General features: G+C 71.6%; 11 protein-coding genes. 10 read left to right on the top strand and 1 reads right to left on the bottom strand.

Features of this window, described 5'->3' with window-relative positions:
- Nucleotides 1-70 precede the first annotated feature (70 nt).
- From LZP97_RS19080 to LZP97_RS19125, 10 genes are all read left to right on the top strand, one after another.
- Nucleotides 71-1192: a hypothetical protein gene (locus LZP97_RS19080; RefSeq protein WP_040269979.1), complete on the top strand. Its 1122-nt coding sequence runs from the start codon at nucleotides 71-73 to the stop codon at nucleotides 1190-1192.
- Nucleotides 1189-2379, top strand: coding sequence for an HpcH/HpaI aldolase/citrate lyase family protein (locus tag LZP97_RS19085; protein ID WP_048771373.1), 1191 nt, complete (start codon nucleotides 1189-1191; stop codon nucleotides 2377-2379). The genes LZP97_RS19080 and LZP97_RS19085 overlap by 4 nt, the downstream gene beginning before the upstream one ends.
- Complete coding sequence (locus LZP97_RS19090) at nucleotides 2376-3647, top strand: phosphoribosyltransferase family protein (protein ID WP_234574873.1); 1272 nt, start codon at nucleotides 2376-2378, stop codon at nucleotides 3645-3647. Before LZP97_RS19085 ends, LZP97_RS19090 begins: the two co-directional genes overlap by 4 nt.
- Nucleotides 3644-4750 (top strand): cysteine protease StiP family protein, encoded by a 1107-nt coding sequence (locus LZP97_RS19095; protein ID WP_064066797.1) that lies wholly within the window; start codon nucleotides 3644-3646, stop codon nucleotides 4748-4750. Before LZP97_RS19090 ends, LZP97_RS19095 begins: the two co-directional genes overlap by 4 nt.
- A gap of 35 nt (nucleotides 4751-4785) precedes the next feature.
- Nucleotides 4786-5643 (top strand): HAD family hydrolase, encoded by an 858-nt coding sequence (locus LZP97_RS19100; RefSeq protein WP_225222737.1) that lies wholly within the window; start codon nucleotides 4786-4788, stop codon nucleotides 5641-5643.
- 17 nt (nucleotides 5644-5660) lie between these two features.
- On the top strand, nucleotides 5661-6944 hold the full coding sequence (locus LZP97_RS19105; RefSeq protein WP_234574875.1) for a TerD family protein: 1284 nt from the start codon (nucleotides 5661-5663) through the stop codon (nucleotides 6942-6944).
- Between the two features lie 273 nt (nucleotides 6945-7217).
- Nucleotides 7218-8780, top strand: a complete 1563-nt coding sequence (locus tag LZP97_RS19110; protein ID WP_234574876.1) for a long-chain-fatty-acid--CoA ligase — start codon at nucleotides 7218-7220, stop codon at nucleotides 8778-8780.
- A complete protein-coding gene (locus tag LZP97_RS19115) occupies nucleotides 8777-9835 on the top strand; it encodes an MBL fold metallo-hydrolase (RefSeq protein ID WP_017680115.1) in 1059 nt (352 codons plus the stop codon). The genes LZP97_RS19110 and LZP97_RS19115 overlap by 4 nt, the downstream gene beginning before the upstream one ends.
- Before the next feature lie 4 nt (nucleotides 9836-9839).
- Nucleotides 9840-10715, top strand: coding sequence for a LysR family transcriptional regulator (locus tag LZP97_RS19120; protein WP_010594106.1), 876 nt, complete (start codon nucleotides 9840-9842; stop codon nucleotides 10713-10715).
- A gap of 4 nt (nucleotides 10716-10719) precedes the next feature.
- On the top strand, nucleotides 10720-11589 hold the full coding sequence (locus LZP97_RS19125; RefSeq protein ID WP_234574878.1) for a LysR family transcriptional regulator: 870 nt from the start codon (nucleotides 10720-10722) through the stop codon (nucleotides 11587-11589).
- 70 nt (nucleotides 11590-11659) lie between these two features.
- Here the strand turns inward: LZP97_RS19125 and LZP97_RS19130 are convergent, their stop codons facing one another.
- The gene (locus LZP97_RS19130; protein ID WP_040269941.1) at nucleotides 11660-12871 is read right to left on the bottom strand and encodes an acetyl-CoA C-acetyltransferase; all 1212 of its coding nucleotides are present in this window, start codon (nucleotides 12869-12871) and stop codon (nucleotides 11660-11662) included.
- Between the last annotated feature and the right edge of the window lie 3 nt (nucleotides 12872-12874).

Genomic DNA, 12874 nt, shown 5'->3' on the forward strand with positions numbered 1-12874 from the left:
CCGATGGACGCGCCGCCTCTTCGGCGGTGGGAGCACCGACGATCCGGTGGCGCTGCGCGCCTACGACGCGATGGTCGCCGCGTTCCTCGACATGGACCGGCGCCAGTCCGTCGCCGAGGCCGGGGTCACGGCCTCGCACGAACTCACCCCGCAGCGCGGCCTGCGGCGGGAGTGGGAACCCGTCCGCGAAGCGTGCTACCGCGCGGCCGAAACGTACCTGCACCTCTCCCGCACCGAACCGTCCGATCCGCTCGCCCCCGCCCCGGCCTACGAACAGGCCCTGCAGCAGATCGGTCTCGCCACCCGCACCCTCGACGAGTTCTACGACCGCCACCGCGCGCACCTCGAGCACTCGGTCGCGGTGGCCCGGACCGTGCCGCAGCTCGCCCGGCAGGTCCGAACCGAGGCGCAGGCGGCGGCGGCACTGGTGACCGCACCCGAGCAGGCGGCATACGCCGACTACCCGTCCGTGCGGGCCGCGGCGGACACGCTCGACGCGGAGATCCGGGCGCTCGATTCGGCCGTGGGAACCGGGGCGGTCCGAACCGCGGCACGACGAGCCGAGGAGGCAGCGACCGCCCTGCGCCGCGCCCTCGCGCAGGCACCGGACCGAGCCGAGTCCGCCCGGAAGGCTGTGGCATCGGTCACCACCCGGCTGTCTGCGGTCCGCACCCGCGCCGAGAGCCTGGCGCCGGCGTTCTCGGCGCTGCTGCGCGAGTTCAACGCCGCCAGCTCGGCCGACCTGGCCGGCAACGAACGCGCCGCCCGCGAGTTCCTCGACCGGGCCGACGCCGACGTGTCCGCGGCGCGAACGGCAGCGGCCGCGAACCGGCCCGAACAGGCGCTGGAGCTGACCGCGGCGGCCCGGGCATCGCTCACCCAGGCCGAACGGTACGTCGACGCCGTCACCGACCGGCTGTCCGTCCTCCGCGAGGTCCGCCGTGATCCGGCCGCGAAGGTGGAGCAGGTACGGTTCCGTCTGCGCGACGCGCAACAACTCGCGGTCCAACGGGGGTTGACCGCAGAATGGGGTTCGGTGCTCGACGCGCAGCTCGATCGGATCGACAGGGCAGTCGGTTCGCTCACCGGAGTACACCCCGACTACTGGGCGTACGTCCGGGAGCTCGACGCCGTTTCGCGCTTCATCGCCGGTGTGGTGCAACGAATGAGAGGACGAACGGACGAGGTATGAGTGGGGGAACCTTCACCGACATGCGCACGATGCATCATTTCCACCACCTCGACGGCGCGACCCGGGACACCTTGTTCCTGCATCCGCCGCAACCGTTCTCCGATGCCGACGAGCGTGAGCGGCTCGCCGTCGCGCTCGGGGCGACCCTGTACGTGCCCGCCACCCGCTCGGATCTCGCCGCCACGGTCGCGCGCCGCAGCGGGGAGGGCGTCGCCTCGATGGTGATCGACCTCGAGGACGCCGTCGCCGATCACGAGGTCGAGGACGGCCTGCGCAACGCGGTCGCCACCCTCGACGCACTCGCCGGCACCGCCGCCGCGACGATGCTGCTGTTCGTCCGGGTGCGTACCCCCGACGGTGTCGACCGCATCGCCGACACCCTGGGACCGGGCGTCGCCGCGCTGACCGGATTCGTCCTGCCCAAGTTCACCGCGGCGTCGGGTCCGGCGTTCCTCGACGCCGTGGCTGCGGCCTCGGAACGGCTGGGCAAGCCGCTGTACGCGATGCCGGTGCTCGAATCCGCCGAGCTGGTGCACCGGCAGACCCGCGACGGCGAACTCCAGCAGATCGCCGCGCTCCTCGCCGGGCACCGCGACCGCGTGCTGGCCGTGCGGATCGGCGCCACCGACATGTGCGGCACCTTCGGCATCCGCCGCGACCGCGACCTGACCATCTACGACGTGCGGGTCGTGGTCGACGTCATCGCCGACGTCGTCAACTACCTGGGCCGCACCGACGGCACCGGATTCGTCATCACCGGTCCGGTCTGGGAGTACTTCGCCGATCACGAGCGCATGTTCCGCCCGATGCTGCGGGCCACGCCGTTCGCCGAGCACGACGCGGTGCTGTTCCGGCAGCAGCTCGTCAGCCGGGATCTCGACGGCCTGCTGCGGGAGATCGCCCTGGACCGGGCGAACGGCATCCAGGGCAAGACCGTGATCCACCCCTCGCACGTGGCGGCCGTGCACGCGCTGTCCGCCGTGACGCACGAGGAGTACCACGACGCGATCGACATCCTCGGCGGTGACGCGGGCGGCGTACAGGCCTCCGGATACCGCAACAAGATGAACGAGCGGCGCCCGCACCGCACCTGGGCGGAGCAGACGTTGCTGCGCGCGTCGGTGTTCGGCGTCACCAACAAGGGGGTGACTTTCGTGGACCTGCTGACGGCACTGGTGGACCGGTGATCACCGGAGTGCGGTCGCCTTGGGCGACGGAACAGTTCGGGCTCGAGCTGCAACACCTCGCGTCGGCCACCGGCGACACCGTGCCGGACCTCGTCGTGCCGGGACTGCGCCGCAATCCTCGTCGCGCGCACCTGCTGGTCTCCACCGTCCTCGGCAAGCACATCCCCACCGAACCGGCCGCGGTGATCGGCGCGGGCGACCGGCTCGGCGATCTCGTCGCGGACCTGCTCGGCTCCGCCGCGTCCGATGCGGTGGTCCTCGGCTTCGCGGAAACCGCAACGGGACTGGGCCATTGCGTGGCGAGCCGGCTGCGGGCACGCTGCTACCTGCACTCCACCCGCCGCGACGTGCCCGGTGCCGGCACCTTCGCCGGATTCGAGGAGGGCCACTCGCACGCCACGTCGCACCTGCTCCAGCCGACGTCGCCGGGGCTGTTCGCCAACGACGCGCCGCTGGTCCTGGTGGACGACGAGATCTCCACCGGGGCAACTGCGGTCGATGCCATCCGGGCCCTGCACCGGCACAGTCCCCGCGCCCGGTACGTCGTCGCGTCGCTGGTGGACATGCGCACCGCCGAACACCGTCGCGCCGTCGCCGAGGCGGCCGCCGGGCTCGGTGTCCGCATCGACCACGTGAGCCTTGCGACGGGGCACACCGTTCTTCCCGGCGGACTCACCGAGCGGGTGGGCGCGCTACCGGACCCGGACCTGAATCCGGTTGCGCCGGAACGCGGCACCGTCGACTTCGTCACGCTGCCGTGGCCGGCGACCGTGCCCGACGGCGGCCGGCACGGGTTCCTGCGCACCGACACGACGGCCTTCGACACCGCGATCGACCGCGCCACCGACGCCGTGACCACCGCCCTGACCCCGGGACGCCCGGTCGTCGTCGTGGGTCACGAGGAACTGATGTACCTGCCGCTGCGCATCGCCGACGCGCTCGCCGGCAGGGGGGTTGCCACGCGATTCCAGACCACCACCCGCTCCCCCGCATACGTCCGGGACGTGCCCGGCTACCCCCTGCGCCGCGGATTCACCTTCACCGCACCCGAACCGGACGACGTCCCGCGCTATCTCTACAACGCGCGGTGGCCGGAAGGGGAACGCGCACAGCTGCTGCTCGTGCTCGACGACCCCGCCGACACCGACCGTCTGCGCGCCGACGGTGGCCTGCTCGACGTGCTGACCGCCGCCGGGGAGGACGTGGTCGTGGCCGTCGTGCCCGCCACCGATCCCGCCGTGCTGCGCGCCGACCGGGAGGAACGATGACGACCCCGTTGACCGGGCCAGGCTTCGGCTCCTACGCCCCGGACGAGGTGAGCTGGCTCCTCAAGGACCTCTCACACGTCGCACTCGAGGCCGACGTCGCCGAACGCGAGCGCCGCATCCAGGCGGGCCTCGCCCACTACGCCGAGTCGCTGCCGATCGAATACCAACCCGATGCCGCCTACCGCGAGCTGTTCGACAAGGTGCTCGCCGCGACGGCGGGGCGCCTCGCGCACGCCGTCGGCACCGTCACCGAACTGCTGCTCGCCGAACGGGGCCGGGACCTGACGCTCGTATCGCTGGCCCGCGCAGGCACTCCCGTCGGGATCCTGATCCGCCGCTGGGCGCAGCGGCACCACGGACTGAACCTGCCGCACTATGCGGTGTCGATCGTGCGGGGCCGTGGGATCGACTTCGCCGCCCTCGACCACGTGACGGCACGGCACGATCCGGCCTCGGTGGTGTTCGTCGACGGCTGGACCGGCAAGGGCGCCATCGCCCGGGAACTCACGGCGGCCCTGGCCGAGTACCGGGCCGCGGGCGGCCCGGAGCTTTCCGACGACCTCGCCGTGCTCGCCGACCCCGGGTACTGCGTGCGGACCTACGGCACCCGCGACGACTTCCTCATCGCCTCGGCATGCCTGAATTCCACCGTGTCCGGACTGGTTTCACGCACCGTCCTCAACGACACCCTGATCGGTCCGGGCGAGTTCCACGGCGCGAAGTTCTACGCCGAACTCGCCGGCGAGGACGTCTCGGCCGTCCTCCTCGACACCGTCGCGGCCGAGTTCGGCGACCGGGACGCCGCGGTCACCGCCGCCGGGAACATCCTGCGCTCCGATCGCACCCCCACGTGGGCGGGCTGGGAGTCGGTGGAGAAGGTGCGGGCCGAGTACGGCATCTCCACCGTCAACCACGTCAAACCCGGTGTCGGCGAGACCACCCGGGTGCTGCTGCGGCGCGTGCCGTGGCGGGTGCTGGTCCGCGAGGCCGACGCCGAGGAGCACGCGCACATCCGGATGCTCGCCGCAGCCCGCGACGTGCCGGTGGATGTCGTTCCCGACCTGGCGTATTCGTGCATGGGCCTGATCAAGGATCTGCCGTGACCACCACCCTCGTCGCCACCGACCTCGACCGCACGATGATCTACTCGCGCGCCGCGATGGGCGAATCGCCCGTCCCGGACGGCGATCTGGTGTGCGTCGAGCACTACGACGGCGCGCCCCTGTCGTACCTGACCGTCACGTCCGCGCAGGGCCTGCGCGACCTGGCCGCCGCGGCGGTGGTGGTGCCGACCACCACGCGCACCCCGGAACAGTTCCGGCGCATCGACCTGCCCGGTGCGCCGTGGCGGTACGCGATCACCAGCAACGGCGGCATGATCCTCGCCGACGGGGTACCGGACGCCGGTTGGCGGCAGGCAGTGGACACGGCCGTGCGCACCGAGGGCGCCGGACTCGACGAGGTCACCGCCGAACTGCGCCGCCGCATCTCCGACGACTGGGTGCACAAGTTCCGGGTCGCCGACGAACTGTTCTGCTATCTCGTGATCGACGTCGCCGCGCAGCCCGTCGGCTTCCTCGACGAATGGGACCACTGGTGCCGGCGCCGCGGATGGAACGCGTCTCAGCAGGGCCGCAAGCTGTACACGATGCCGTCGGCGGTGTGCAAGAGCCGCGCGGTCGCCGAGGTCCGCCGACGTCTGGTCGACGACGGCACGCTCGTCCCGGACGCCGTCGTACTCGCCGCCGGGGACGGCGCGCTCGACGCGGAGATGCTGACCGCCGCCGACGCCGCGATCCGGCCGCGCCACGGCGAACTCGAGGCGCTGGACTGGCGGCACCCGACACTGACGGTGACCCGGCAGGCGGGGATCCGGGCCGGCGAGGAGATCCTCGCCTGGTTCGCCCGATCCGCCCGGATCGGCGCGGCTTCGTACAGTGACAATGACGCCCCGCATTTCCCGAGACCGAGTTTCCCGAGACCGAGTTTCCAGTAACAGTGAGGACCCCACCCGTGCCCGTATCTCTCGCCAAGGGTCAGAACGGCCCCCTCACCGCCACCGACGTCGTCGTCTCCGTCGAGCTGACCACCCCGGCCGACCTGTCCGCCCTGCTGGTCAAGGCCGACGGCAAGGTGCGCTCCGACGCCGACTTCGTCTTCTTCAACCAGCCCACCGGGCCGGGCGTGCGGCTCGTGCCCGGCGCGCCCGGCCAGGCCGCGTCGCTGGCCGTGTCGCTGAACCAGGTGCCGGCGGACATCGACCAGGTGCGCGCGGTCATCACCCTCGACGACGCGTCGAGCAGCTTCGGCCGCTTCGCCCCGCCGACCGCGCGGGTCGCCGACACCGCGGGCACCGTCCTCTACGAGTACCGGATCGACGGACTGAGCAGCGAGTCGATCGTGATCGCCCTCGAGCTGTACCGGCGGCAGGGCACCTGGAAGGTCCGAGCCGTCGGCCAGGGCTACGCGGGCGGATTCGCCGCGCTCGTGACCGACCACGGCGTGAGCGTCGACGACGCGCCGGCCGCCGCCCCGCAACCGGCGCAGCCCGTCCCGCCTGCACCTCCGGCAGCGCCGCCCGTCCCGCCGGCCTACGCCACCCCGCCGGCGTCTGCCCCGCAGCCCTACCCGCAGCCGGCCCCGCCGCAGCCGTACGTGCAGGCCTCCGCGCCGCAACCGGCGCCGGACGCCCAGCCCGAGGTCAGCCTCACCAAGAGCCGGCCCGTCAGCCTCGTCAAGGGTCAGAAGGTCACCCTCCGCAAGGAGGGCGGCGTGGCCCTGACCTACCTGCGCATGGGGCTGGGCTGGGACCCGGTCGCGAAGCGGGGCCTGTTCGGCAATCGTGCCGCCGACATCGACCTCGACGCGTCGGCTGTGCTGTTCGCCGACCAGAATCTCGTCGACGTCGCGTACTACGGGCAGCTGCGCTCCAAGGACGGCTCGATCCAGCACCAGGGCGACAACCTCACGGGCGAGGGCGCCGGCGACGACGAGGTCGTGCTCGTCGACCTCACCCGCGTGCCCGCCCACATCACGACGGTCATGTTCATCGTCACCTCGTACAAGGGCCACACCTTCGAGCAGGTCGCGAACGCGTTCTGCCGGCTGGTGGACGGCACCAACAACGCCGAGCTGGCTCGCTACACCCTGCAGGGCGGCATGCCCTTCACCGGCATGGTGATGGCCAAGGTGTACCGGCAGGGGCAGGACTGGAAGCTCCAGGCCATCGGCGAGGGGATCCAGGCCAAGCATCCCGGTGAGGCCGCGCCGCAACTCGGCCGGTTCCTGGTGTCCTGACGCCGTGACGGGGAGATTCACGGCGCTGGGGCGCTGAGCCCGGGGTCGAACCGGACATCCGCGCGGGGTTGTGCTCCTTGCGCGCGTCCGTACCCGCGCAAGAAGCACTTCTACGCGCAGGGACAGTCGCCCATTGCCCGACCCCCGACATAGGCACTCGCTATCGGTCGCTGTGGATCTTGGACTTTGTCCCCTCGACGCGGCGGTGGTCGACTGATCGGGCACGGCGGGCCCGGCATCGAGGCGCTCGCCGAACGGAACGAGGAGTGTGATGTGAGCGGTCTGCACCTTCCGCAGCGGGTCCGGCAGCACGCGGCGGAACGGCCGGACGCACTCGCACTGACCTGCGGCGACACCACCGTCACCTTCGCCGAGCTCGACGGGCGCACCAACCGGGTCGCGACCGCCCTGAACGGGCTGGCCCGGCGCGGCGGGCGGATCGGGGCCCTGCTGCGCATGCGCCTCGAGGCCGCCGAGACGTTCGTCGCCTGCGGGAAGGCGGGGCTGGTGTTCGTCCCCCTGAACTGGCGGCTCACCCCGGCGGAGGCCGCCCGCATCGCCGAGGACGCGGAACTCGACGTGCTCGTCGTCGAATCCGGGTTCGCCGCGGCAGCGGAGGCGATCCGTGCCGCGCTGCCCGGCCTGCCCGTCGTCCTCGTCGACGCCGAACCCGGCGACGAGCTGCTGCCGGGGGCGTGGACGTGGCAACGACTCGCCGGTAGCGGCACGGACGACGATCCCGGCCGCGGCGACGATCCCGACGCGGTCCTGTTGCAGCTCTACACCTCCGGCACCACCGGCACGCCGAAGGGCGTGCTCATCACGCACCGCAACCTCCACAACGACGAGGAGGGGCAGCGCATCTACCACTGGCAGCCCGAGTCGGTGGCGCTGAACGCGATGCCGCTGTTCCACATCGCCGGCGCCGGCTGGCTGAGCACCTGCCTGTCCGCCGGGGTGCACGCCGTCCTGCTCGGCGAGTTCCATCCGCGCACCGTCGCCTCGCTCGTCGAGCAGCATGGCATCACCCACGCGTTCCTGGTGCCCGCGACCGTGCAGATGCTGCTCGACCTGCCCGACCTGGACTCGTTCGACCTGTCGAGCCTGCAGCTGATCTTCTACGGCGCCTCCCCGGTCACCCCGACGATGCTGCGGCGCGCCGTGCGCACCCTCGGCTGCGGCTTCGTCCAGCGTTACGGGATGACGGAGACGAGCGGGTCCGTCACCGCACTGCGCGTCGAGGACCACGACCCGACCGGTCCGCGCTCCTACCTGCTGCGCTCGGCGGGCCGCCCGATGCCCGGGGTGGAGATCGCCATCCGCGACGTCGTGACCGGGGAGGACCTGCCGGTCGGACAGTCCGGCGAGATCGTGTGCCGCTCCCGGCACAACACGTCCGGCTACTGGCGGCGCCCGGAGGAGACCGCGGCGCTGTTCACCGACGACGGGTTCCTGCGCACCGGCGACGCCGGCCACCTCGACGAGGACGGCTACCTGTTCGTCACCGACCGGGTGAAGGACATGATCATCACCGGCGGCGAGAACGTCTACCCGATCGAGGTGGAGTCGGTGCTCGCCGAGCATCCCGCCGTCGCCGAGGTCGCCGTGATCGGGGTGCCCGACCGCAAGTGGGGCGAGGCCGTCACCGCCGTCGTGCGGGTGGCCGACGGTACCGCCGCGCCGGACGCGAGCGAACTGGTCGCGTTCACCATCGGCCGGCTCGCCTCCTACAAGAAGCCGCAGCGCATCCACTTCGTGAGCGAGCTGCCGCGCAACGCCAGCGGCAAGATCCTCAAACGCACGCTGCGCGACAGCCTCGCGGAGGACGTGTCATGACGGCGGTCGAGGTCGTCGGCGTCGTGCAGCAGGAGGCGTGGCGGCGCGGTGAGCTGCCGCCGGTCGAGCAGGTCCGGCCCGGGCTGTGGTCGATTCCCGTGCCCATGCCGAACAATCCGCTGCGCTACGTGCTGGTCTACGCCCTGGCCCTGCCCGACGGCCTGGCCCTGATCGACGTCGGCTGGGACTCGGAACAGTCCTGGCAGGCCCTGGTCGACGGGATCCGGCAGACCGGGCACGACGTCACCGAGGTCCGGTTCGCGGCGATCACCCATCTGCACCCCGACCATTTCGGTCTGGCGCCGCGGCTGCGCGAGGTCAGCGGTGCCGCGCTGGCGATGCACGCCGCCGACGCGTCGCTGCTCGGCCACCACACCGCGACGGACCGGGAAGGGTACGCCGCGTCGTGGGCCCGGCAGCTGGCCCGGCTCGGAGCGCCCGAGGAGGTCCGATCGGGCGAGGTCATGGAACTGGTCCGCTTCGGGCCGCGCGAATCGCTCGACGTCGTACTCGACGACGGCACCCCCCTCGACCTGCCCGGCTGGGATCTGCGCGCCGTGTGGACGCCCGGCCACACCCCCGGTCACCTGTGCTTCGTCGACGACACCCACGAACTGGTGTTCAGCGGCGACCACATGCTCCCCCGCATCAGCCCCAACATCTCCACCATCCCGGGTGAGCTGCCGAATCCGTTGCACCGCTACCTGCTGTCGCTGCACGCCACCGTCGGCCTGCCCGACGGTGAGGTCTTCCCCGCGCACGAATACCGTTTCCGCGGTGTCGCTTCCCGGGCGCAGGCGCTGCTCGGCCACCACGAGGAACGGCTGGACGAGATCGCCGACGTCGTCTCCCGGCATCCCGGATCCACGGCATGGGAGGTCTCCACCCGGATCTCGTGGTCCCGGCCGTTCGAGACGATGTCGCCGCGGCTGCGCCGGCTCGCGGTGCGCGAGACCGACGCCCACCTGCTGGTTCTCGCCGACCGGGGAGTGGTCACCGGATGCGGCACCGATCCGGACCGCTGGACGCCGGCCGTGGCCACCCCCGTACGATAAGCGAGTGGACCTTCACCTCATCACCTACTTCGTCGCGGTCGTCGACCGAGGTGGGATCACGAAGGCCGCCCAGTCCCTCTACATTTCGCAACCGTCGCTGTCGCAGGCCATCCGGACTCTCGAACGTCGGCTCGGCACAACCCTGTTCGACCGCACGGGACGCCGGCTCACGCTGACAGAGGACGGACGCCGCCTCGACGTAGCGGCCCGCCGGATCCTTGCCGACGTCGAGCGTGCGAAGGCGAAGGTGGCCGCGGTACGCGAACTCGTCTCGGGCCGCGTCGACGTGGTGACGTACTCGTCGTTCTCCTTCGATCCGATGATCGAGCTCGCGCGCCGCTTCCGTGATCGCTACCCGCACATCCTGGTGCGGATCGTCGACGCGGACGGCCCGGGCGGTGTGCACACCGCGCTGCGACGCGGGGAGGCCGAGATCGGGGTGACCGACCTGTCGGTCGAACACGCCGGCATGATCACCGTGCCGCTGTTCGAACAGGAACTCGTGCTCGCCCTCCACCACGACCTCGCGGCCGACCTGCCGGATCCGGTCCCGCGCGTCCGTGTGCGGGACGTGCCGCTCGTCGTCGATGTCGGTGACCGCACCAACGCAGCGAAGGCCGGTGAGCTGCTCGCCGAGAACGCCGCCAACGTCGTCGTCGACTGCGCCCACCCGGCGGCGACGTGGGAGCTGGTGTGCCTGGGCACCGGCGCGACGGTGGTGCCCAGGCCGGTGGCCGAACAGCAGATGCCCACGGTGACGGTGCGGCCCCTGGAACCGCCGCTGACGCGGCCGGTCGGGCTGGTGCTGCGTGCGGGTGAGCCGTCGCCGGCCGCGGCGGCGTTCCTCGAGGTCGCCTCGACACTGCGACAGGGAGCGTAGGACTGTGGATTTCCGGCAGGTGGAGTACTTCCTCGCGGTCGTCGAGAACAACGGCATCAACGGGGCGGCGGCCGCGCTCGGCGTCGCACAGCCGACGGTGTCGCAGGCGCTGCGCAGCCTCGAACGCGAACTCGGCGTCGAGCTGTTCCACCGCATCGGCCGCGGCATGGTCCTCACCGCAGCCGGGCGCAGCCTCGTCGGCCCGAGCCGGCAGATCCTGCGCGACGTGACCGCCGTCGAGGAGTTGCTGACCACGTCCGACGGCGCGGTCGCGGGCCGGCTCGACATCATGGCGTTCCCGTCGCTGTCCGTCGGACCGCTGGTGGAACTGATCGCCCGGTTCCGGCGCGAGTATCCGAAAGTGGCGGTGCGGCTCGCGCCGCTACGCGACGAGGAGCAGGTCGCGTCGTTGATTCGCGATGGCCACTGCGAGTTCGTCGTCGCGCACCTGCCGCTCGAGGGCGGTGACGGACTCGAGGTGATCGAACTCGGCGAACAGGAGTACTGGCTGGCGTATCCGCCGGGGTTCGAGGTTCCGGAGGGCCCGATCCACCTGTCCGAATTGCCGGACATTCCCATGGTGTTCGCGCCGACGGGCGCCTCGATGGTCGACGCGGTGGAATCGGCACTGCGCGCGGCCGGCGCCCGGCCGGAGATCTCCGTGCTCGTCGGCCAGCGCGAGGTCCGGCTGCCGATGGTGGCGGCTGGACTCGGCGGGTCGATCGTGGATCGGGTACCCGCCGAGGCCGCCGGGGACCGGGTCGTGGTCCGCGCATGCGAACCGCGGCTGGCGCGCGCGTACGGACTCGCCTTCGACCCCGCCTCTCTGTCGGCGGTCGGTCAGGCGTTCGTCGACCTGGTACGCCGGCGCTGACGCGCCGCCGGCGCTGACGCGCCGGTGCGCCCTTTGGGCGGCCCTGGCAACCCAAAGGACACACCGGCGGCTACGCCGCCTTTTCGAATACCGCGGCCAGGCCCTGGCCACCGCCGATGCACATCGTCTCGAGGCCGTAGCGGCCGTCGCGGCGGTGCAGCTCGCGGGCGAGCGTCGCCAGCATGCGGCCGCCGGTCGCGCCGACGGGGTGGCCGAGGGAGATGCCGGAACCGTGGACGTTGGTGCGTTCGAAATCGGCTGCGCCGAAATTCCATTCGCGGGTCACCGCGAGCGCCTGCGCCGCGAACGCCTCGTTGAGCTCGATGACGTCGACGTCCGCGAGGGTGATGCCGGCCTTCGCGAGGGCCTTCTCCGTGGCCGGGACCGGGCCGATGCCCATGATCTTCGGCGCCACGCCGGCCAGCCCCCAGGACACGACCCGAACCAGCGGGGTCAACCCCAGCTCCGCGGCCTTCTCCGGGGTCGTGACCAGGCACATCGATGCGGCGTCGTTCTGGCCGCTGGCATTGCCGGCGGTGACCGTCGCCTCGGGATCCTGCTTGCCCATGATCGGCTTCAGCCTCGCCAGCGACTCGACGGTGACGTCCGGACGGGGATGCTCGTCGGTGTCGATGACCTCGTCGCCGGCACGGGTGGTGACGGTGACCGGCACGATCTCCTCGGCGAGGATGCCGTTCTTCTGCGCGGCGACGGCCCGGGCATGGGACGACACGGCGAGTTCGTCCTGCTCGAGCCGGCTGATGCCGTAGTCGCGGCGCAGGTTCTCGGCGGTCTCGATCATGCCGCCGGGCACCGGGTAGTGGCGTCCGCCCGCGGTGGCGCGGGCCCGCACCAGACTGTCGTGCATCTGCACACCGGTGCGCGCACCGCCCCAGCGCATGTCGACGGAATAGAACGAGGCGTTGCTCATCGACTCGGCACCGCCGGCGACGACGACGTCGTTGTCGCCGTTGCCCACCTGCAGCGCTGCCTGGATGACGGCCTGCAGACCCGAGCCGCAACGACGGTCGATGTGCATGCCCGGCACCGTGATCGGGAGTCCGGCGTCGAGCGCGACGACACGGCCGATGGCCGGCGCTTCGCTGTTGCCGTTGCAGTGGCCGAGGATGACGTCCTCGATCGAGTCGGGGGCGATCCCGGTGCGGTCGAGCAGCCCCTTCAGGGCGGCGACACCGAGGTCTACGGCATTGAGGGACTTGAACATTCCACCGTAGCGACCGATGGGGGTGCGGACGGGCTCGCAGATGACGACTTCGCGCATGAC

The sequence above is a fragment of the Rhodococcus sp. DMF-1 genome, from assembly GCF_021441945.1.
Classification (GTDB): domain Bacteria; phylum Actinomycetota; class Actinomycetes; order Mycobacteriales; family Mycobacteriaceae; genus Rhodococcus; species Rhodococcus ruber.